The organism is Companilactobacillus paralimentarius DSM 13238 = JCM 10415, assembly GCF_001434985.1.
GTDB classification, from domain to species: Bacteria; Bacillota; Bacilli; order Lactobacillales; family Lactobacillaceae; genus Companilactobacillus; species Companilactobacillus paralimentarius.
Genome location: NZ_AZES01000029.1, coordinates 89,090 through 111,962 on the forward strand (window position 1 = coordinate 89,090; position 22,873 = coordinate 111,962).

Sequence of the window (22,873 nt, forward strand, 5' to 3'; positions counted from 1 at the left end):
CTCCCTTTTCAGTTGTTCAAAATCCTACTAAAGAGAATGATTATTCCAAAAACAAAGGCAATAATTGAACTAATAACACCACCTGTAATCCAGATATAAAAATCTAGTAGGATAAAAGCTAAAGTTAAACTTCCACGATATACTTGATCCATTAGTATCAAATCCTTTTTCTGGTTTAAGAGTATTTTATTATCTTGAAGTTAATTGTCCAAGAAATTAGTCCACACAAAAAGCTGAATCCTTATCGATTCAGCTTTTCTCATAATCATTTTTGACAAGTTGTCCATTTAGATAATAAAAAAAGAGCTCTCACTTGTGGAGAGCCCTCTAGTTAGATATAAGTGGTAAGATGATATCTACTGCAGTTTCATCAATATTCAATGAATCTTACTACTTTTAAAACATATCTTACTATCTAAATATGTATTTCTTTTGTTCAACTAATGGATCCTAGCGAACCATGTATTGAGCTTGCGCGACTAACTAATTAGGTCGATCTTATGTTAACTTTTGTCGCTAGTTCCAAGAATGTCCTTAAACTGCACTGACTCTAACTTTCTATTTGCTCTTTACTGATCCTATCTTGTAACAGATAAAACTTTCTAAATCAAAAACTTTTAGGGCTGCAGTTACTGACACTTCATCTTTACCACATCTATAATATAACGCATTTCGTAAACGGTTACAATAAATAACTCTGATTAATTTATAGACACTCCGTCATCGGATTTTGGACATACAAAAAGAGCTCTCACTTGTGGAGAGCTCTCTAGTTAGATATGAGTGGTAAGATGAAATTTACTGCAGTTTCATCAACTTTTATATTGAATCTATTCAAATAAATGAATCTTACTACCTGAAACATATCTTACTATAAATATATTTTGTTCAACTGATGGACCCTAGCGAACCATGTATTGAGCTTGCGCGACTACTTAAAAAGGTCGATCTTATGTTAACTATTGTCGCTAGTTCCAAAAATGCCGTTGAACTGTATTACTCTAATTTTCCTTTGTCTTTGACTAATCCTACCATCTCCTAGAAACGATAAAACTTTCTCATTCAAAATCTTTTAGGGCTACAGTTCCTGACATTTCATCTTTACCACGTCTTTAATATAGCATCTTTAGTAAGCGCTTGCAATGTTTTATTTTAGCTTTTTATAAAGTCGTTCATTTTCTTTAATTTCACTCAAATAGAACTTACTATTGACCGCTTGTGGATCAACAATTGTACCATTCTGATATTCAATTTGATACATTTTTTCATAATCTGCAATACTCATTTTTTGACGATTATCAAGCATTTTTAAGATACTATTTTGATCAATAATCGTATCAAAACCAGCTTGAATTTCACCACTGTATAATTCACCAACAGCACCAGAACCATAACTGAACAATAATAATTCTTCATTGGACTGAGCAGCGTTAGTCAAATATGATAGCAATCCTAGATAAAGTGAACCAGTGTAGAGATTCCCTACTTCACGGCTGAATTTGATACTAGCTTGATAGTGTTCTGTTAATTCAGCGTACTTAGTATCTGGAATCTTACCTTCCAAAGTTCTCAAAGCTTTTGTACCCATCTTTGTATAGGGAATGTGGAACAATAAAGTTGAGAAGTCGTCAATTGTAGCAGAATACTTTTCTTGATATTTTTTCCATAAAGTATTGAAGAAATCGACATAGACCTCATTAGAGAATTTACCACGAGCAAAGGCCGTTTTAGAGAACGTTGGTCGCCAGAAATCACCCACATTACGAGTCATATAAACTGATTTGCGAGTCAACTTCAAAACACGTGGATTTTGGCTAACGATCATTGCCACTGAACCAGCACCTTGTGTTACTTCACCAGGAGTTTTAATACCATAGCGAGCAATATCACTAGCGATTACTAAAGCCTTTTTGTCAGGATTCTGACTAACAAAATCTACAGCCGTTTGTAAACCCGCCGTAGCTCCATAACAAGCCTGTTTAATTTCAAAAGAACGAATATCCTCTGGCAAATCTAACAGATCCATCAAGAAAGCTGCTGATGATTTAGATTCATCGATACTGCTTTCCGTTCCCACAATCAATAGACCTAAAGCCTGTTTATCCTCAGCAGTTAAAATACTATCAGCTGAATTGGCAGCCATAGTTACGGCATCTTCATAAGGTTGTGGAACAGCTTGTTTGTCTTGTCCAATACCAATTGTAAATTTGTTAGGATCAACATTTCTAGCCCTCGCTAATTCAACAATGTCAATATAATTTTTAGGAACATAAACACCAATCTTATCAATACCTATATCCATTATTTACCTCTTAATTTCATTAAAATATTCTTTGCATTTTCAATTGTATAATTTTTTGTTTGATTCATCCGTTTCGAAACTTCTTCGATTTCAAAACCACTGGCACCGGCTGAGACAGCCAATGACTTACTCTGCAAGCCCATGTGACCGGCTTGAATTCCAGTTGTCACTAACGCTCTCAAAGCTGACAAATTATTAGCCAAGCCAACTGCCGCCACGACTGACTGTAATTGCTTGCTATTAGTAATTTTCATAATTGCCAAACTAAGTTGAGCCATCGGCAAAGCACTTATTGCCCCACCAACACTGCCTAATTCGATTGGCATCTTCAGAGTACCCAACAATTGGCCATCTTTGATCCGCCACTCACTGAAAGGTTGGTATTGACCAGATTCAAAAGCAAAGCTGTGCGCTGCAGCCTCTTGAGCACGAAAGTCATTACCTGTGGCTAAGTAAACTGCATCTATACCGTTCATAATACCCTTATTGTGAGTCACGGCTCTCTTGACTGACTGTTTAGCAAAATTGGCCAACTTAACAATTCTAAAGGCCACTTCAGAGCCAGACATAGATTTGGTCTTGAGTTGCTCAAAATCAATTGCTGCTTCTGCAGTTATGACTTGTCCCTGACCACTGTTAGAAAGAATACTACATAAAATATCACCTGAAACCAAACTAGAAATCTTATGAGCCGTTTTTTCTAGAATTGAATTAACCATGTTGGCACCCATCGCGTCAACTGTGTCGATACCAAGTTCGATTTCAAGGAAACCATCGTAACGATTAAATCTCAAAGATACGATACCGCCACCACGTTTGATGAGACTAGGATGAGCTTGTTGAGCACATTCAAATATTTCTGAGTTTTTCTTTTCTAAAGTTTCAATATCTGTCTCTGTCAAATTTTCTAAAACGATTTGACCATAAACTACTCGAGAACTGGGAAAAGTTCTGAAGCCACCACTGTTTTTGATACGTTTAGCAGCATTGGAGGCTGCGGCAATCACTGAAGGTTCTTCAATAACCATTGGTACGAGATAATCTTGACCGTCAACTACAAAATCCGTAGCAAAACCATATGGTAAGCTGAAACTACCAATTTGATTCTCACTCAAACTGTTAGCTAGGTCTAAAGAAATAGTTCGACGACTCTGCAACAATTCAGCCTGTTTGGTTGTTAGATAACCCGTTTGAACCAATAACCTAATTCTTTCTTCATTCGTCATTTCATAGATTTTCATAGCAGTTTAATACCCATAGCCATACCCATACCGCCACCGATACATAATGAGGCTAAGCCTGTTTGCTTTTTTTCTTGTTGCAAAGAATTTATCAAGGTAGCAATCATACGAGCTCCTGTAGCTCCTAATGGATGTCCTAAGGCAATTGCACCTCCGTAAATATTCAAACGACTCATTGGTAAATTCAAATCACGACTGACAGCTACTGCTTGTGAAGCAAAAGCTTCATTAACTTCATATAAGTCAAAATCATCTAAACTAGTCTTGTAACGATCAAAATACTTATTTACAGCATAATATGGAGCGTATCCCATATAATTAGGGTCAATTCCTACTTCTGTATAACCAGTGATTTCGGCCACTGGAGTCAATCCTAATTCAGCTGCACGACTCTGCTTCATCAAAATAACTGCTGCCGCTCCATCATTTATTGGTGAAGAATTTCCTGCTGTAACAGTACCTTGCTTGTCAAATACAGTTCTTAATTGCCCCATTTGTTCCAATGTGGTTGTTGGACGAATTGATTGATCGGTTATTACCTCTTCACCATCAACTTCAATTGGAATAATTTCTTTAGCTAATTTATTCTTCGCTTGATGAGCCTTTTGATGAGAATTGTAGGCAAACTCATCTTGTTGCTCACGACTGATATGAAACTTTTTAGCAACATTTTCGGCCGTTATACCCATCGGCAAATTGTTGAAGGCATCATTTAAACCATCATTAAATAGTGTGTCGGAAAGCTTAGGACTAACTTCCATTTTTCCAGTTCTGGAAGCATAAAAGGGTGCGTTAGACATACTCTCTACTCCGCCAGCTACAACGATTTCCGCATTATTCATAGTAATCGCTGCAATACCTTCATAAATGGCTTTCATCCCTGAACCACAAACTTGATTAACTGTCATGGCCGTTGAATCTACTCGACCACCAACATTCAAACCAATCTGTCTAGCAGTATTTTGCCCCATTCCGGCTTGATACACATTTCCAAAAATGAATTGATCAATCTTTTTAGGGTCAATCTTATTCCTATCCAATAATTTTTGAACTAATTGTGTTCCTAATTGAACTGCCGTTAGATTAGCATATTGACCACGAAACTTACCAATGGCAGTTCTCTTTGCGTCTATAATTACAATTGGATCCATAATTTATTTCCCTTCAAACTTGATAAAATATCGGTTCTTATTGTAGCTATGATTGTATGATTCCAATAGACATTTTTTCTTCAAATCAGAACTCATATTCTTTACTCTCTTGAATAGAGTTAAAAACTATCCAATCACCGTAATTCTAACCGATAATAACAGAAATACAGTCGGTAGTAGAAAATATGTGGGTCCTAAGTGGTGAAATTCTACTTAGCTTGCGAAGCAAGGTTGGTAGAAGACCGAGCTTGAAGATCCATGATTTTTCGCGAAGTGAAAAATTATTAGCTTCAAGTCGTGTCCACCACGTTCCAGTGGCCCACGGATTTTCTACGGACGACGGCATCCTCAAGCCATATCAGTTGATATCGGCCACAACTTAATTCCAGTAAGAACCAAAATATCCTTAAGCTTACATAATAATTTAATTACACAATAAAAACAATTATTTAGTGGAGAATTCTTATGCGTACTATTGATTTAATCTTATTATTAAATGATTTTAAAAAGGACAATCGTATTTTTATTGAAGATAATGGTCAACGCTTAGCTGTTGTTGACATTGAAATAATTGATAACACGGTTGCTTTAAAAACCTCAAAGAACTTGCATGGTCTTAGAAATTGGGAATTCTTAGTACTATTGAATAAAAAAGATTATTATGAATTCCCAATTTTTTATCATAATAAAAACAGCCACAAACAACTCTTCGGTTTCAGAGTCGCTAATGACTGTCTATTACTTGGTTAATTATTTGCTTGATTTCTTGCTAGCAGATTTATCTTCTGCTTGAAGTTTCTTAGCAAGATCCAAGATGTATGGCTTCAATTCACCCTCAACTTCGGGATGAGTCAAACCATATTCAATATTTGTCTTAACATAGCCAAACTTGTTACCAACATCATATCTTTGACCCTTGAATTCATGAGCAAACACACGTTGTGTCTTATTCATACGATCAATTGCATCAGTCAATTGAATTTCGTTACCAGCACCTGGCTTTTGAGTTGCTAGTAAATCAAAGATTTCTGGTGTCAAAAGATAACGTCCAATAATAGCTAAATTACTTGGAGCATCTTCAGTTTTTGGTTTTTCAACGAATTTCTTAACATTATATAGTCCAGGGGCTGTTTCGCCTTCAGGATCAATAACACCATACTTAGAAACATCTCTTTCTGGTACTCGCATAACAGCTAGAGTTGAAGCATGTGTCTTTTCGTAGTCGTTAATCAATTGCTTTGTCAAAGGAACTTTATCCTTCATCAAATCGTCACCTAGCATGACGACAAATGGTTTGTCACCGATAAATGAACGTGCTTGAGAAACAGCATCTCCCAAACCATTTGGATGTGCTTGACGACTATAGTACAAGTTGACACCCAAATTAGTAGTATCTTGAACAACCTTCAACAACTCTGTCTTGTTCTTTGCTTCAAGGTTTTGTTCCAATTCTGGTACAGCATCAAAGTGGTCTTCAATAGAACGCTTATTCTTACCAGTAATAATCAAAATGTCTTCGATACCTGAAGCTTTGGCTTCCTCAACGATAAATTGAATTGTTGGCTTATCAACAATTGGTAACATTTCCTTAGCTAAAGCCTTTGTTGCTGGTAAAAATCTTGTTCCTAATCCTGCTGCTGGTATAATTGCTTTTCTAACTTTCATCAATTATTCTCCTTTTCGTGCGATTTCAGATAACTAGTTAACTTACCAGTATTTCTTCTTAAAAATGGACCGCCATATGCTTCGGCAAAACCAACGTTAACGGCATTCCCAAATAAAAAGATTGTCACTGACATATTCACCCACAGTAAAAACACAATAATGGCACCAATCGCACCGTAATTGTCCCAAGCCGATCCAAAATATTTTAGATAGTATGAAAACAATTGCGATACCCCTAGTAAGCCAATACTAGTAATGATTGAACCAGTTATTACGTAATAAACTTTGAGATGAATATTAGGTAAAAAATAATATAAAGCAAAAACGATCATCAATATTATAACAATAGCAAAGGGCCATTTCCAACGCATAAAGACATCTAAAAGTGTTGACTTTATACGTAGCAATGGAACTAGCCAATTTAAAAATATTTGTCCAAATGTAAACGTTACAATTGCTATCACACCAATCATCAATAACATTAACGTCATCAAAAAGGCCAAAGTACGGCGAATAACATAATTTACAAAAGTTTGTTCCGCAAACAGATTATTAATATCTAGTCCGTAGGCTTCATTCATTGTCATTTGAGCAATGTTTAATCCACGTGAAATTGCCCATAATGATACGACAATACCAACTGACAAGACACCCTTATTAGAATTAGACAAGACTTTTACTATCGTCGGTAAAAAATAGTGATGTAGATCATCAGGTAAAATAAATTCAATATAACTAATAACTGTCGGTTTATCCAAATGTAATAATGGGATTAAATTTCCCACAACAATTACTGCCGGAAACAACGACAACAGAATATAATATGTAATTGCTTTTGAAGCCATGGGAACATTAGAATCACTCATCGCTTGAGCAACATATTTAACAAAACCAACTAACTTCTGTTTTTTAGTTATCGATTGCCGAAACAGCGGTATTCGTTGCTTTTCTTCTTCCATTATTTATCCTCACTATTTTAAAGTAAGTATTTAGCATCATATTCAGGATCTTGAGAAGTCAAGATCTTAGGACCATCTTTAGTAATAGCAATGGTATGTTCATATTGTGCTGAGTCAGTTCCGTCGGCAGAAACAAAGTATTCCCAGCCATCGGCTTTAACAAATTTGTCTTTAATTTCCCATGTTCCAAGGTTAACCATTGGTTCAATGGTAATTGTCATTCCTTCACGCAAACGTAAACCTTGTCCTGGTTCACCGTAGTGAGGAACATTTGGAGCCTCATGCATTGTTGGTTGAATACCATGACCAATCAAGTCACGAACATCTCCCATATGATTTTCATCTTCAACATAATGTTGGATAGCGTAACCAATATCACCAAGACGATTGCCAACTACAGCTTGATCAATTCCCAAGTATAGAGCCTTGTGCGTTACGTCCATTAACTTTTGATCTTCGGCTGATAAATCTCCGACTGCATATGTCCAGCATGAATCACTCTCATATCCATTCAAGTTAACAGTCATATCTACTTTTAGAACGTCACCACTCTTTAAGATAAGGTTCTTACGAGGAATACCGTGGGCGACTTCATCATTAACACAGACACAAGTTGCATATTTGTAACCTTCGAAGCCCTTTTCTGACGGACGGCCACCGTGTGAAACGATATAGTCGTTAGCAAAATTTTCAATTTCCATTGAAGAAATTCCTGGTTTAATAATGTCACGTAAACCAATATGTGTATTAGCAAGCAATTCTCCAGACTTTCTCATTCCTTCGATTTCTCTTGCAGATTTTAATGTAATCACTTTATAACATGTCCCTTCAAAAATATGTTAATTTCATTATAACATTAGAGGGTTTCGGAATTAGATAGCCCGTGATATTAATTTTTGCTATAATGTCTAAAGATTAAATAATGAGGCGACAATTATGACAAAAGTAAAAATTGTTTTTGCTAGCATTACTGGTAATGATGAGGATATTGCTTATGTTCTAACCGAAAAATTCGAGGATTTAGGTTGTGACGTTGATATGAGTGAAGTTTCTCAAACAGATGTAGCTGACTTTGAAGATTCTGACATCTGTATTATCGCTAGTTACACTTATGATCAAGGTGTCGTGCCAGACGAAGCATTGGACTTCTATGATGACATGCAAGACCTTGACTTAAATGGAAAAGTATATGGTGTCTGCGGTTCAGGTGACACTTTCTATGAAGATTTCTGCCGAGCTGTAGAAGAATTTGATAAGGTCTTTCAACAAACCGGTGCTACTCGTGGAGCCGACGCTGTCAAAGTTGAATTAGGACCAGAACAAGAAGATATCGATAACCTCGACAATTTTGCTGAACAAATCTTTAAAAAGGCACAAGAAATGGATCTTTAAACATGAACTTCTTAAAAAAATATCGTAATTTTGGAGTTTACTGCTTCTTTGGTTTTTTAGCATCATTATTGAATATCGGTATCTTCGATTTATCACATAACTATTTCCATATTACTTTATGGGTTGCTAATACTATTGCTTGGTTTATCTCCAATTTTTTTTCATTCTTTGTAACGAAATTATATGTTTTCAAATCTGAAATGGAAAACTTAAAGAAACTATTTAAAGAGGGACTGTTTTTCCTCGTTTCACGTATCTTTTCGCTGATTTTCGATGATATTTTCATGGTCGTGGCTGTTTTCATTTTTCCCTGGAACAACTTGATCATCAAAGCAATTGATCAATTAATCGTTGGGTTATTTAATTACTTCTCATCAAAATTGATTTTCAATTATCAAAATCGCCATTTGATTGAACGTATTAAAAATTTAAAAGAACGTCGAAAGAGTCGAAATGAAATTTAGTTCGGCTCTTTTTGTTCGCCTAAAACTTTTATCTTCCACAAAAACTGAAATTTTAGAATAATATGTATCTTTATTAATCACAATTACAAAAGATATTTTGAATAGCAAAAAAGTGTTCATATAATCCGTAATTAATTAAACGAGATTGATATGAACACTTTTTTTAATCAAGTAATAGAATGACGGGAATTAAGCTCATCCCCACCCTTTATTTAAATTCATCTGGTTTTTCTGTTGTTTGTTTGAAGTAATAACTCATTGCATCCAAAATACGTTCCGAAGCCTTACCATCACCATATGGATTCTTAGCGTTGGCCATGCGATCATATTCAGCATTATCAGTAATCAAACGTGTCATTTCTCTTTCGACTACTTCGGCATCTGTACCCACTAACTTCAATGTTCCAGCTTTAACACCTTCAGGACGTTCAGTTGTGTCACGTAAAACTAGAACTGGCTTTCCTAATGATGGTGCTTCTTCTTGAACACCACCGGAATCAGTCATAATGAAGTAACTTCTTGATGCTAAATTATGGAAATCAACTACATCTAATGGTTCAATCAAATGAATTCTGTCTACTCCACCCAAAATTTCTTTGGCAGTTTGTTGAACAACTGGATTCAAATGTACTGGATAAACTAATTCAATATCGTCATGTTTAGCAACAACTTTACGCATTGCTTTGAAGACTTCTTTCATTGGTTCACCTTGATTTTCACGACGATGCATTGTAATCAAAATCATCTTCTTATCAGGATCGATCACGTCCAAAATATCATGGTGATAATCCTTATGCACGGTACTCTTTAGAGCATCAATAGCTGTATTACCAGTTACAAAGATATTTTCACCATGGTGATTTTCCTTCAATAAATTAGCTTTACTTTCGTCAGTTGGAGCAAAGTATAGATCAGTTAAATCATCAGTCATTTGACGATTCATTTCTTCTGGCCATGGTGAATACTTATTCCAAGTTCTCAAACCAGCTTCAACGTGTCCAATACGTGTTTGATGATAAAAGGCTGATAAAGCAGCACTAAATGTTGTAGTTGTGTCACCGTGAACTAAAACAATATCAGGTTTTTCTTTTTCAATAATACTATCTAATTCCTTTAAAACTAAACCAGTGATACCACTAAGAGTCTGACGTTCCTTCATGATATTTAAGTCATAATCAGGCTTGATCTTAAAAATTTCAAGCACTGAATCTAACATTTCACGATGTTGGGCTGTAACTACTGTCACAGTATCGAAACGATCACTATTTTGTTTTAATTTTAAAACTAAGGGTGCCATTTTAATTGCTTCTGGTCTGGTACCAAAGACCGTCATAACTTTAATTTTATTCAAAATTATCACCTCAATAAATTAACTACAGTATATCAAAGATAACTTTATTAATATAGGTAGACACACTTGTTTGATAAGATGTCGTTTTCTGAAAGTTTTCGCGTATAATATAAGTATTATGATTAATCTTCCAATATTAATAGTCCTCAGTATTTTAACAACTCTGATTGCCTTCTTTATCGTCATGGCAATTTATAATACTCTTATCAAATCTACCAGTAAAAAATATTGGTGGTTCATTTTAATTGGCTTGGTAATCCTTTATATGATAGCGTTTTACATATATTTTCACATCCAATAGTTGGTTTACAGAAATAGTTTGTTAAAAAAAGTATTAATTTCTATCATTTTGAGTTAGAATTATCAATGTATTCGAAAATGAATTTTATGGAGGTTTATCGATGGTTTTAACAAACGGTAACGAAATTTTCAATAACGCCCGTAAAGGCAAGTATGCTGTTGGTGCTTTTAACATCAACGACTTGGAATGGACACGCTCAATTTTGGCTGCTGCCCAAGAAACACAAACACCTATCTTGGTTCAAACATCAATGGGTGCTGCTAAGTACATGGGTGGTTATGAACTATGTCTACACCTTGTACAAGACACAATCAAATCAATGGGTATTACAGTTCCAGTTGTAATGCACTTGGATCATGGTAACTACGAAGCTGCCAAGGAATGTATCGAAGTTGGATATAACTCAGTTATGTTCGATGGTCATGACCTTCCATTCGCAGAAAACCTTGAAAAGACAAAAGAAATTGTTAAGTTAGCTCATGCTAAGAACATGTCTGTTGAAGCTGAAGTTGGTTCAATCGGTGGTACTGAAGATGGTATCGTTGGTTTAGGTGAATTAGCTGATGTTGAAGAAGCTAAGACTCTTGCTGCTACAGGTGTTGATTACCTTGCTGTTGGTATTGGTAACATTCATGGTGTTTACCCTGACAACTGGAAAGGTTTAAGCTTTGACCGTCTTAAGGAATTAGCTGATGTTATCAAGACACCACTTGTTCTTCATGGTGGTTCAGGTATTCCTAAGGAACAAATCATCAAGGCTGTTTCAATGGGTATCTCAAAGGTTAACGTTAATACTGAATTACAACTTTCATTCGCTAAAGCAACACGTGAATACATCGAAGCTAAGAAAGACTTAGATGTTGATGCTAAGGGTTATGACCCACGTAAATTGCTTGCACCTGGTGCTAAAGCTATTACTGATACAACTATCGAACGTATCAAGTGGTTCGGTACACCTTCAATCAAATAATTATTTGATAAATAAAAAACAGAGACTTCGGTCCCTGTTTTTTTGCTCTAAAATTCATTTTTTCTAAAACACATTATAAAAATACCCTATCAGAGATTCCACATATTAAGGACAACTCCGATAGAGTATTTTTGTATAATTATTAGTCTTGCTTATAGTAGGAAACTTTAATCAAATCTAATATCAAGAACATAACAAAACAAATCGAGAAAACAGCCAATACATTCAACACGGCCGTGTGCAACCATAATATACTTATCAAGCTGGATAGAACCAGATTAATAAATATAACGGTCCCTACCGATTTACTTGTTTTAATCGACCAGAAATGGTCCCTCGTTCTTGTTGAAAGAATCATTCCCATAGCAGAATAGATCAGATAAACAAACAATATTCCACTAATTTGGGCATGTGTGAAATTAGTAAATTTAACACTATACCACAACATTAAGAATCCTAATACTAGCCAACCAATCGTATAGATGGCTGAAATTTTAGTTAAATTCTTCAAATTCCACGCTTCTGGTAAGTGATTGATTTTTACTCGGTCAGTTCCCAACGTCAAAGTAACACAATCGTTGAAAATAACTATAAAAACAATGATATTCAACGAAACTGGGAAAAAGTTTGTGAATAAATAACCAATTGTTAACAAAAGTGCCAATTGAGCTGTTCTTGCCAACTTAGTAATTAACCAAGTCATCATTCTTTGATAAACCCGATGACCAGCATTAACTAATTCCATAATTCCCTTCAAAGAAGGTTCAGTTAAAATTATTCTTGCTGCCAATTTAGAAATATCAGTAGCCGTATCGATAGCAATTCCGACGTCTGCTTTCTTTAAAGCAGGTGCATCATTGACGCCATCGCCTGTCATACCTACAACGTACCCTTTATCCTGTAAAGATTTAACAATTTTAAATTTATCCTCTGGATAAACATTAGCAAATCCATCATAGGATAAGGGATCAGACAACGCTTGATCAACTGTTCCAATATGATCGTTTAAACCAACCTTTTCAGCAATTGCCCTGGCGGTAGATACTGTATCACCTGTTAACATTAAAACGGTTATACCCTGTTTCTTTAAAGCTGAAATTTTTTCTGGCATATCAGATTTAATTTGATCTTTGAAAGTCATCAAACCAATAGGTTCCTGATTAACAGCTAAAACCATCACTTGTAATCCTTGTTGTGACAATTTATCAACTTGGATTTTCACCTGATCTTCTAAATTGCTTTTTACAGGTGATCCCAGAAATATTTCGTCACCATTATCAAGAATTGCTTTAGCACCTTTCAATTTTGGATCAAAAGATACCTGCTTTTTCACTCTAACTGAAGCTATTTTATCCGATTTGGCTTTTTGCAAAATTGCCAAATCAAGCGGACTAACACTACTAGGTTTAACAGTCGCCAATGCATATTGGAATAATTTTGTTTTATCCAATCCATTTAAACTTATGATTTCATCGACTTCAGGTTCATTTTTAGTAATTGTTCCAGTCTTATCCATCAACAAGACATTCATTGATCCTGCTTCCTGAATACCAGTCAATCCGCTAACTAGAATACCCTTTTTTGATAAATTTCCGGCTTCCAAAGAATTAGCCACGGCAAAACTCGATGGCATAGAAATTGGAATTGTAGCTACAAATAGAATAACTAGAAATGGCAACAATGAAAGAAATGGCGTGTGTCTGACTAAGGCTGTAATGGTTAAAATAACTGCTAGGACAACATCCAAATAGGCTAAATACTTAACGACCGTAAAAAGTAAATTTTCCAATCTACCTGGAGCTTCATTTGTTCTGACCAACTCAGTGGTTTTACCTAAGCTACTGTGAACACCAGTTTTCTCAACCACTACATCCGCAGTACCTTCAATAACTGTCGAACCAGAATATAATTCATCATCCTTTGCTTTAGTAATAGCCTTTGTTTCACCAGTAATAACTGATTGATTAACTAAAACAACACCTTTGACTATTTTACAATCAGCTGGAATAACTGATCCAACTGATAAATGGATCAAATCACTAGGAACTAATTCTCGACTTGATAATTTTTGCCATTTATCGTCACGTAAAACACTGGTGTATGCAATCAATTTGGTATCTAATTCACCAATTGATTTCGAAGCTCGATTCTCTTGAATAGCCCCATCAATTGCTGAAAACAACAACAAAGCAAAGATGAAAGCGACTTGAATAAAATTACCCAAAATCAGTTCAATCACTAATGCTAATTCAATTACATAAGGAATCGGACCAACCAAACGTTTTAAAATCAAACTGATAAATGATTTTTGAATCTTTGGCGTCTCATTATATCCATATTCTTGTCTGAGTTTTGCAACTTCTGGCGTGGTAAGTCCATATTTTTCTTTCATAATTTATTGATTAGTCAAAGTCAACGTCATTAGGAAAATGAGCTAGATTAGATTCTTTGCCTAATTCTTCCTCAATTCTTAATAATTGATTGTATTTAGCTAGACGTTCACCACGAGCTGGAGCACCTGATTTCAATTGTTCAGCATGCATTGCAACTGTAAAATCAGCCAAGAATGAATCCTCAGTTTCACCGGAACGATGTGACATCATTGTTGTGTAGCCATTCTTTCTAGCAACACGGATAGCCTCCATAGTTTCAGATACTGTACCAATTTGATTCAACTTGATCAAGAAACTATTGGCCATACCTTTCTTGATAGCTTTTCTAAAGAGTGCAGGATTTGTACATACATTATCATCAGTAACGATTTGAACACGATTACCGTTCTTTTGAGTAAATTTAGCAAAATTATCCCAGTCATTTTCACCAAATGGATCTTCCATTGATACAATTGCTGGATATTTATCTAGTAGTCCTTCGTAGTATGTGCCCATTTCTTCAGCACTGCGCTTCTTACCTTCAAATAAGTATGAACCATCGTCTTGAGCAAAACTTGAAGCAGCTGCATCAAAGGCAATACCAATTTCTTCACCAGGAACATAACCGGCATCTTTAATAGCACGATTTAATTCATCAATAGCAGCTTCACTTGATGGAAGATCAGGAGCAAATCCACCTTCATCACCTAAACCTGTTTGATAACCTTCTTTTTCAAGGTTCTTCTTCAATTGATGATAAACGTTAACGATCTTTTCAAAACCATCACGGAAAGTTGTACGTTTAATAGGTGTAATTAAGAACTCTTGCATATCGATTCCATTATCGGCGTGTTCACCACCATTGATAACATTGTGGAAAGTTTGTGGCAATTCAAGATCGACACCACCAAGGTAACGATAAACAGGAATTCCCTCTGCATTAGCTGCAGCACGAACAGTGGCAATTGAAACACCCAAAATAGCATTAGCACCTAATTTAGCCTTATTAGGAGTGCCATCAAGATCGATCATCATTTGATCGATCTGAGCTTGATTGAAAGGATCAGCACCCTTTAATTTATCATTGATCAAAGTATTAACATTATTGACGGCTTTCAAGACTCCTTTACCATCTAATCTGTCACCACCATCACGTAATTCAACAGCTTCATTATCACCAGTTGATTTTCCTGATGGAACACTAGCACGACCTAAAATGCCATTTGAAAGGATAACATCTGCTTCAACTGTTGGATTACCACGTGAATCAAATATTTCCCTAGCCTTAACATTCTCAATTGTTACTTTTGTCATAATAAATACTCCCTTTCTTAATCATAAAAAAAAGACGTCTACTCCACATTAAAAGACCCTCAATAATTTTCCTCAATTATTTACTGGTATTTTAAATAGAGTAGACGTCATCAATTACGATCAAGTAATATTTTTCGGCGAACGTCATCGCCTCTTCGAACGAATTCATAGTATAATACTTTGTTTATTTAAACAAGTATATTCATTCACTTTTATGAGTATTTATTTGCTTGTGAAGCTTTTTGTTTAAACAAAAAATAATTATATTTATCAATTAGACTTTACTGTCCGTAACACTTGGCATAATATTATTTTCTCAATTACGAGCATAGAAATTGTAGAATTCACAAAAACTTGCTATACTTCATTTGTACCATAAAGAAAGCGTTAACATAGAAAGGAGGGACACTTATAGTAACTTTGTTTACAACTAGAATAAGTAGTTTTCAAAGTCCTATCTCGTGCCTCCCATGTAGAAAATCTAATTCTATGCTTAAATACTTATTCTAGTAGTTGATTCCCAAAGTAGGAGCTCACTCAATTCTTCGATTTGCCCAGAATTTAACTCCCAGACCAATTTTGATCTCCTGTTAATTGAATACCCCATCATTCAATGACATATTAATTTTTGTTCCTACTAGAAATCAACTTATATAAAAACAGTCAGGTTCCCCGCCTGGCTGTTTTTTTATATTTTAATTATTGGAACTTTCTCATATTGGAAAATTTTACCTTCAATTGTCATTTCATCACGCCCATTATTTTTTGCTTGATAGAGATATTTATCAACGCGTTTAAAAATATCCTCAAACGAATTATCAGTTTCACGTAACATCGTTACGCCAAAGCATAACGTCACATCTAACTGTGTCTCCTGAATAAACAAAGGCATTCCAATTAAAGTTTGATTGATCCTATTAGCGATTTCCTGAGCTTTTTGTGTATCGGTATTTCTCAATAGAATAACAAATTCTTCACCGCCATAACGAAATAACTGTCCTTGTCTACCATCGACATGTAACTCTCGTTCAACTGTATGTGAGACATGACGCAAAACTTCATCACCAATTTCATGACCATAACGATCATTAAATTCTTTAAAATGGTCAATATCAAACATCATTACCGTTAAAGGAGCTGGATCGTGACTATATTTTTCAAAGACTTCTTTAGAAATTTTATTTAAATTAGCTCGATTTCGTACACCTGTTAGAGCATCGTAATTAACTTTATTCTCCAAATCGTTATATACGTGCATATATGTACTCATCTTTAACTCAATTATACGCACAATAAACATATAGATTTCGAATAGGATCAGCATTCCTATAATATCAACTAATGGAAATTTATAATCGATCCACATAAAAATCCACCAACAAATTCCGAATAAAATTTGGGCCAACAGATATCGATAATTAGAAATTGCTAAAACGTCTTTATGACTGTAAAGATAGTCAATTACAATTATTAGAACGAGATAAGATCCAATAAACAACCATGAATATGGTCCTTGAATTCTCGAAATATCCGACGATGGATGATATAAAAATGGTAGAAAAACATTTAACAAAACAATTAAACGATTATTGAAAATAAACAAGCCGTAGAATAAGATAGTTAATTCAGCATTAGCTAGCAATCCTCCCAACTCGACCTGTGAACCACCCGTTAAACTTTTGAAAACAATAGTGACCAACAATATCATTAAAAAGAGTAGAAACATTTCGGCCATATTATTCCAACCTTCCTAAAGAAGGACGATGCTGCGCTGATCTTTCGTTCCAATACAAATGATATATAAGTAATAATAGTAACCAAACCAATTGTAACTATCCCTGTTGCTAAGGCATTTGCACTGAAACAGATTCTTAAAATCTCTGTTAAATCACCCAAAAGTAACCCCTCGCACATTCATTTATATCTTTCAGTCTAGCATGAATAAAATGTCTATTAAATTGAAAGTATCACATTATGTATATTTGTATATAATTCTCTAAAAAAAAGATTCTCAGATCAGCCAATCCAGTTAAAGTGTGAATGTGCTTAATACATGATTTTGTAAAATAAAAACGACCTCTATTAAGAGATTCAAGTAAAAAATATATCTTGAACACTTAATGGAAGCCGTTTTTTTGATTTAAAGCTTCTATATTCGTAGATTAAAAATAGTTATAACCAAGTTTTAAGAAAGAACCACCAATTTTAATTGGCTGATTTAAACATCTTTTTTCGATTAATTAATTTTAATTCGAATATTTCTAATTATTATCTTCTTTATCAATTGCTTGTTGTGCAACTAAATTAAGATAGTTGAACGGATTGTCATAATTTGGTTGGAACAACATATCAACATAAGCTAAATCATCAATCGTATTTTCATTTTGGATACAAATTGATAAGGCATTTGCTGACTGAGCAACTTCATGTTTACTGAATAACTGTGCACCTAAAACTTTTCGCGTATCTTTATCATAAATTAAATAAATTGTTAACATTTCCGTGGTTGGCATATAATCTGGACGATAATTGTCGTGGTATGTAACACAATCGGCGTTCAGACCATTTGCTAAAGCCTTTTTTAAGGTTAATCCCGTTTCAGCCAAAGTATAGCCAAACAATGCCATTGCTGTGGTAGCTTGTGTTCCCATATATTTGCGAACATTTCCATAAATATTCATTCCAGCCAAAGTACCTTGACGCACAGCACTAGAAGCTAGTGGAATATACTTCATTTCACCTGTTGGATTGAACTTAACAGCACAAGAATCACCAGCGGCAAAAATATCAGGATCTGATGTTTGCATATAATCGTTCACCAAAATGGCTCCATAACCGTCCATTTGAACCTGACCACGCAATAAATCTGTATTAGCAAAAAAGCCTGTGCAGACAATTACTAAATCGGCTTTATAGCTATGACCAGCTTTAGTATTGATAGTTAATTGGTCACCATCTTCAATTTCAGCAACACGTTCACCTAATGCAACCTTAACATCGTGTTCTTTAAGTTTTTCAATGATTGTTTGTGATAGTGGTTCATCGACATAATTATTGAGAATCTGTTCCCTTGATTGAATTAAGGTTACTTCATGAACCGTATTAGCATAACTTTCAGCCAACTCTACTCCAACATATCCTGCTCCAACGATAGCAATACTAGGATAATTCAAAGCTGATTCATAAATTTTCTTGGCTTGATCATAACTCTTACACAACAAAACACGTGGATTATCCATACCACCAATTGGTGGTACGCCAACTTCTGAACCAGTAGTCATAATTAATTTATCATAACTATCTTCAAAAATTTCCTGTGTGTTGAGATCTTGAACTACAATTTTTTTATTTTTTGAATCGATTTTAATAACATTGTGCTTCATATGAACCTTAGCGCCATAACCTTCTAGCGTAGTTGGATCAGCATAAAACATATCCTCTAGTCGATTAACGATTCTTCCTAAATATAATGCTATTCCACATGATAAAAATGCAATATTATCATCACGTTCATATACGGTAACTTCCGTATCTGGATGCTTTTTCAATATTTGTTCCACTGCAGCTGTTCCAGCATGTGTACATCCGACAACGATTACTTTCAACAGTCGGTTCCTCCTCTACAGTACCCAATAAATTATTCTCTCTGCTTTTTAAGCTTCTACGAACACTTGGTTACATTATATCAATCTATTTAATTTTTTATATATTATAAATGGACTTTTTAAATTTCAAATATCGATAAGGCAACACAGATGATTTGTAATATAATAGCAAGTGTATTGACTTTTTTAAAAGCGGTGATAATCAATGGACAAAATTAAATCCTCTAATGATATAAATTCTGATATCTATTATGACAGTGTAGGTATTCGTAAAAAAGTTTTCGTGGATGAGCAAAACGTTCCCACTGAAATTGAAATAGATAAGGACGAAGACAAATGTACCTACTTTGTTCTTTACAGTAATCAACAGGCTGTAGCCACTGCCAGATTTCAAGTTACATCTGACAATGGAATCCATATCCAAAGGGTTGCCGTCTTAAAATCATTTCGTCATCAACATTTAGGATCAGATCTTTTAAAATATATTATTGATTATGCCCAAAAACAAAATTTCGATTACATTATTTTAGGAGCTCAAGATCACGCTCAAGCTTTCTATACACAGCTAGGATTTAAAGTCATTGGCGAGCAGTATAAAGAAGCTGGAATTCTTCACCATGACATGAAACTAAGCTTGTAGTATTATGTGTTTGATACGTTATTCACGTGATTAATCAAGAATCAATTAGGACTAACAAAGGAGTTCATCATGTATAGATACTTTATTCAGCCTCAACTTGACAAGGCGAATAATTCATTAATCGGTTATGAACTATTAATGAAGGAAAAAAAGCCCGAAGGATGGCGTCCACCAGCAAACTTTTCTGATGTTCCTTCACACCTCATGGCTCAAGTTTTAGTTGCCACAACGAAATTATTATCTTTAAAGATTGGTTCCGTTTCAGTAAATATCAATCGTAATCAGTTAATGGATGAGGAAGTTCGCGATGCTATCATCGAAGCTCAAAGAATCTTACGTCCATTAAAACTAGTAGTAGAACTAACCGAAGATACACCAAACAAAGATTGGAGCAATGAAGAATACATTTCTCTGATTAAAGAATTCATTGATTATGGAATGGACTTTAGTCTTGACGACTGTGGAACCGGAACAAATCAAATGGATCAAATCAAAGACATGATTCCTCTAGCATCAGAAATCAAGTTTGCCATCCAAAACTTTGGAGAAAAGTTACGCGATCCAGATATCGAAAACAAAGTTATATATTGGCGTGATATCTGTAAAAAAGAAAATATTCGTTTTATTCTTGAAGGAATAGAAGACGAAAAAGATGATGCCCTAGCTGATAAGTTGGAAATAGATTTACGTCAGGGTTACTATTACGGAAAACCTAGATTGTTGAAATTAAAAGCAGACGACGACGAATTCTAGAGAACGGAACAAGCTTCTTTCCAACATTCCACATAAAATCATAGTTATAAAGCAATAAATTCATGGTTATCAAAATCAGACGACCAAACAATAAAAGGAGATACCAATAAAAATTGGCATCCCCTTTTATTTATTTCAAAAAAATTATTTTGTTTTACGTTCCTTAGCCACAGCCTTTTGAGCAACCAAGTTCAAATAGTTAAACGGATTATCATAATTAGGTTGGAACAACATGTCCATAAAAGCTAAATCATCAATTGTATTCTTATTTTGAATACATACTGACAAAGTATTAGCTGATTGTGCAACTTCATGCTTACTGAACAACTGACCACCTAAGATCAAACGTGTGTCCTTATCATAAACCAATCTTATAGTTAGCATTTCTGTCGTTGGCATGTAATCAGGACGGTAGTAATCATGATATTCAGCTACATCCGCATTTAAACCATGCTCTAAGGCATGTCCTAAGGTCAAACCTGTAGAAGCAATGGTGTAACCAAACAATTCCATAGCTGAAGTTGCTTGTGTACCCATATACTTCTGGATATTACCGAATACGTTGATACCAGCTAAAGCACCTTGTCTAATGGCATTAGTTGCCAACGGCATATAGGCATGTTCATGCGTAGGGTTAAAGTAAACCGTACAAGCATCTCCAGCGGCGTAAATATCAGGATTAGATGTCTGAGTATAGTCATTAATAATGATAGCTCCACGGCGGTCCATATCCACTTGTCCACGAAGTAAATCAGTATTAGCTACAAAACCTGTGCAGACAATTACTAAATCGGCTTTATGGTCCTCTTTGCTTGTTTCAATAACAACATTGTCATCATCATCACGGTTGAAACCAGTGACATTTTCATTCAAATAAACGTCGACATTATGTTCCTTTAACAAGTTAACTATTTTTTCGGACATATCAGGATCAATATAGTGATTTAGAACTTGATCTCTTGACTGAATTAAAGAAACTTCATGATTTGTATTAGCATAACTTTCAGCCAGTTCCACGCCAATATAACCACCACCGACGATGGCAATGTGCTTGTAGTCCTTGGCTGTATCATGAATTGCTCGTGCTTGTGCATAACTCTTACACATCAAAATTCTCGAATCAGAAATTCCCATAATAGGTGGTACTACTACAGTTGAACCAGTAGTCATAATTAACTTGTCGTAAGTATCGTTAATTATTTCATGTGTCTCCATATTTTCACACATCAATGTCTTCTTCTCTGAATCAATCTTTAAGACATCATGCTTCATTCTAATTGTGGCACCAAGTTTTTCCAAATCCTTAGGACTAGCATAGAACATATCCTCGAGATGTTTTACTCTACCACCCAAATACAATGCAATCCCACATGATAGAAATGAGATATTGTCATCACGCTCGTATACGGTAACTTTTGTATCGGGATGTTCTTGAAGAACCTGTTCTACTGCCACTGTACCAGCATGTGTACACCCTACAACTACTACTTTCATTAAATATTCCCCCTCTCATAAATTGAGTTAAATCCATATCAAAAAATGAATAATCAAGCATAACTTTAAAAATATATACCGTTTCATCATCATTATAAACCTATAAAATTATAAATAAATACGTGTATACTGATATGTAATATTGTTTAAACATTAATATCTTATAATACTACAATATGATTTAAGGAGCACCATTTTTATTAAGCATTAAAAATAATTTGGAGGGGATAATTTTGAATATCCTAAAAGGGATCACCAATAACTATATTAATCTCACTTCAATCATTATCACTTTAGTCACAATTGGCTTGATTACCGTTATTACTATTATTGCTTACGGTCTAGAAAGTCATCTTAATGACGATTCACCTTTTTATCTCAAATTTTCTACTCATTTAGTAGAAGGTGCAATTTTAGCAAGTAGTATGATTATTCTTCAACAAACTTTTCATATGTTGAGCAACGGAACTGTTAACAGCGGTTGGTTGTACGCCAATGCTCAATTAACTATTCTGCTTTATGCTATGTATCTTTTACGAAATAAAATAACTCTATTGATTAATTTATTAATGCCCTTTGCTTATCACCAATCTAGTAATATTGAACGATTAGGTAGCAATCGATGGCCCTTTTTTCTTGTTTCATACATTTTTCTAGTGATTATTATCTTTTATATTTATTGGAGAACCGACAGTCTTAAAGATAGTACGATCAAATATCTCATCCTACAAATTCTTTATGGAATTGGCTGGTGGATATTACTCTGGGTCGACCATAGTTTTTCAATATACAACATTCTTAACATGCTAGTGGTCTTCGTTATCTACATGGCTATTATTAGATATGGATGTAAGCTGATTCCTGAGACAACTTTTAAGAGAGGGTATAATGAATAAATC

Annotated in this window: 20 protein-coding genes and 1 riboswitch; of the genes, 7 read left to right on the plus strand and 13 right to left on the minus strand. The window is 34.7% G+C overall.

The features are described 5' to 3' along the window. Positions 1 to 8 precede the first annotated feature (8 nt). From FD33_RS12615 to FD33_RS03715, 4 genes are all read right to left on the minus strand, one after another. Complete coding sequence (locus FD33_RS12615) at positions 9 to 152, minus strand: hypothetical protein (protein ID WP_156407821.1); 144 nt, start codon at positions 150 to 152, stop codon at positions 9 to 11. A gap of 995 nt (positions 153 to 1,147) precedes the next feature. After that, positions 1,148 to 2,302 (minus strand): hydroxymethylglutaryl-CoA synthase, encoded by a 1,155-nt coding sequence (locus tag FD33_RS03705; RefSeq protein WP_025084682.1) that lies wholly within the window; start codon positions 2,300 to 2,302, stop codon positions 1,148 to 1,150. Further along, positions 2,302 to 3,543 carry a hydroxymethylglutaryl-CoA reductase, degradative gene (locus FD33_RS03710; RefSeq protein WP_056955772.1) on the minus strand — a complete coding sequence of 414 codons (1,242 nt, stop codon included), beginning with the start codon at positions 3,541 to 3,543 and terminating at the stop codon, positions 2,302 to 2,304. The genes FD33_RS03705 and FD33_RS03710 overlap by 1 nt, the downstream gene beginning before the upstream one ends. Next, positions 3,540 to 4,694 carry a thiolase family protein gene (locus FD33_RS03715; protein ID WP_025084681.1) on the minus strand — a complete coding sequence of 385 codons (1,155 nt, stop codon included), beginning with the start codon at positions 4,692 to 4,694 and terminating at the stop codon, positions 3,540 to 3,542. The genes FD33_RS03710 and FD33_RS03715 overlap by 4 nt, the downstream gene beginning before the upstream one ends. Positions 4,695 to 5,159: 465 nt before the next feature. Here FD33_RS03715 and FD33_RS03720 point away from each other — a divergent pair, with 465 nt between their 5' ends. After that, positions 5,160 to 5,444 carry a hypothetical protein gene (locus FD33_RS03720; RefSeq protein WP_025084680.1) on the plus strand — a complete coding sequence of 95 codons (285 nt, stop codon included), beginning with the start codon at positions 5,160 to 5,162 and terminating at the stop codon, positions 5,442 to 5,444. Here the strand turns inward: FD33_RS03720 and galU are convergent, their stop codons facing one another. From galU to map, 3 genes are read right to left on the minus strand one after another with little or no spacing between them, the layout of a single operon-like run. Next, positions 5,445 to 6,359 (minus strand): UTP--glucose-1-phosphate uridylyltransferase GalU, encoded by a 915-nt coding sequence (gene galU, locus FD33_RS03725; RefSeq protein WP_025084679.1) that lies wholly within the window; start codon positions 6,357 to 6,359, stop codon positions 5,445 to 5,447. It lies immediately after the preceding gene. After that, complete coding sequence (locus FD33_RS03730) at positions 6,359 to 7,318, minus strand: YihY/virulence factor BrkB family protein (RefSeq protein WP_025084678.1); 960 nt, start codon at positions 7,316 to 7,318, stop codon at positions 6,359 to 6,361. The genes galU and FD33_RS03730 overlap by 1 nt, the downstream gene beginning before the upstream one ends. Positions 7,319 to 7,335: 17 nt before the next feature. Continuing rightward, positions 7,336 to 8,130, minus strand: coding sequence for a type I methionyl aminopeptidase (map, locus tag FD33_RS03735; protein ID WP_025084677.1), 795 nt, complete (start codon positions 8,128 to 8,130; stop codon positions 7,336 to 7,338). A 124-nt stretch (positions 8,131 to 8,254) separates the two neighbouring features. On the opposite strand from map, the gene FD33_RS03740 reads away from it, so the two are divergent. Further along, positions 8,255 to 8,710, plus strand: coding sequence for a flavodoxin (locus FD33_RS03740; RefSeq protein WP_025084676.1), 456 nt, complete (start codon positions 8,255 to 8,257; stop codon positions 8,708 to 8,710). Between the two features lie 2 nt (positions 8,711 to 8,712). Beyond that, a complete protein-coding gene (locus FD33_RS03745; RefSeq protein ID WP_025084675.1) occupies positions 8,713 to 9,174 on the plus strand; it encodes a GtrA family protein in 462 nt (153 codons plus the stop codon). A gap of 208 nt (positions 9,175 to 9,382) precedes the next feature. Here the strand turns inward: FD33_RS03745 and wecB are convergent, their stop codons facing one another. Continuing rightward, positions 9,383 to 10,525 (minus strand): non-hydrolyzing UDP-N-acetylglucosamine 2-epimerase, encoded by a 1,143-nt coding sequence (gene wecB / locus FD33_RS03750; RefSeq protein ID WP_025084674.1) that lies wholly within the window; start codon positions 10,523 to 10,525, stop codon positions 9,383 to 9,385. Positions 10,526 to 10,926: 401 nt separating this feature from the next. Here wecB and fba point away from each other — a divergent pair, with 401 nt between their 5' ends. Next, positions 10,927 to 11,796 carry a class II fructose-1,6-bisphosphate aldolase gene (fba, locus tag FD33_RS03755; protein ID WP_025084673.1) on the plus strand — a complete coding sequence of 290 codons (870 nt, stop codon included), beginning with the start codon at positions 10,927 to 10,929 and terminating at the stop codon, positions 11,794 to 11,796. Between the two features lie 142 nt (positions 11,797 to 11,938). On the opposite strand, the gene FD33_RS03760 is transcribed toward fba, so the two are convergent. From FD33_RS03760 to FD33_RS03775, 4 genes are all read right to left on the minus strand, one after another. Then, complete coding sequence (locus FD33_RS03760; RefSeq protein WP_025084672.1) at positions 11,939 to 14,188, minus strand: HAD-IC family P-type ATPase; 2,250 nt, start codon at positions 14,186 to 14,188, stop codon at positions 11,939 to 11,941. Positions 14,189 to 14,198: 10 nt separating this feature from the next. Next, positions 14,199 to 15,482: a phosphopyruvate hydratase gene (gene eno / locus FD33_RS03765; RefSeq protein ID WP_025084671.1), complete on the minus strand. Its 1,284-nt coding sequence runs from the start codon at positions 15,480 to 15,482 to the stop codon at positions 14,199 to 14,201. A gap of 94 nt (positions 15,483 to 15,576) precedes the next feature. Beyond that, a riboswitch (Fluoride riboswitch) is annotated at positions 15,577 to 15,643 on the minus strand. A gap of 527 nt (positions 15,644 to 16,170) precedes the next feature. Continuing rightward, positions 16,171 to 17,217, minus strand: coding sequence for a GGDEF domain-containing protein (locus FD33_RS03770; RefSeq protein WP_025084670.1), 1,047 nt, complete (start codon positions 17,215 to 17,217; stop codon positions 16,171 to 16,173). A gap of 526 nt (positions 17,218 to 17,743) precedes the next feature. After that, positions 17,744 to 19,087 (minus strand): FAD-dependent oxidoreductase, encoded by a 1,344-nt coding sequence (locus FD33_RS03775; protein WP_025084669.1) that lies wholly within the window; start codon positions 19,085 to 19,087, stop codon positions 17,744 to 17,746. 205 nt (positions 19,088 to 19,292) lie between these two features. Between FD33_RS03775 and FD33_RS03780 the strand changes: the two genes are divergently transcribed. Both FD33_RS03780 and FD33_RS03785 read left to right on the plus strand, forming a co-directional pair. After that, positions 19,293 to 19,727 carry a GNAT family N-acetyltransferase gene (locus tag FD33_RS03780; protein WP_025084668.1) on the plus strand — a complete coding sequence of 145 codons (435 nt, stop codon included), beginning with the start codon at positions 19,293 to 19,295 and terminating at the stop codon, positions 19,725 to 19,727. Positions 19,728 to 19,796: 69 nt separating this feature from the next. Further along, entirely contained in the window at positions 19,797 to 20,480 is a 684-nt protein-coding gene (locus tag FD33_RS03785) for an EAL domain-containing protein (RefSeq protein WP_025084667.1), read from the plus strand. A 144-nt stretch (positions 20,481 to 20,624) separates the two neighbouring features. Here the strand turns inward: FD33_RS03785 and FD33_RS03790 are convergent, their stop codons facing one another. Further along, the gene (locus FD33_RS03790; protein WP_025084666.1) at positions 20,625 to 21,974 is read right to left on the minus strand and encodes an FAD-dependent oxidoreductase; all 1,350 of its coding nucleotides are present in this window, start codon (positions 21,972 to 21,974) and stop codon (positions 20,625 to 20,627) included. A 233-nt stretch (positions 21,975 to 22,207) separates the two neighbouring features. Between FD33_RS03790 and FD33_RS03795 the strand changes: the two genes are divergently transcribed. Continuing rightward, the gene (locus tag FD33_RS03795; RefSeq protein WP_056955773.1) at positions 22,208 to 22,870 is read left to right on the plus strand and encodes a hypothetical protein; all 663 of its coding nucleotides are present in this window, start codon (positions 22,208 to 22,210) and stop codon (positions 22,868 to 22,870) included. Positions 22,871 to 22,873: the final 3 nt, after the last annotated feature.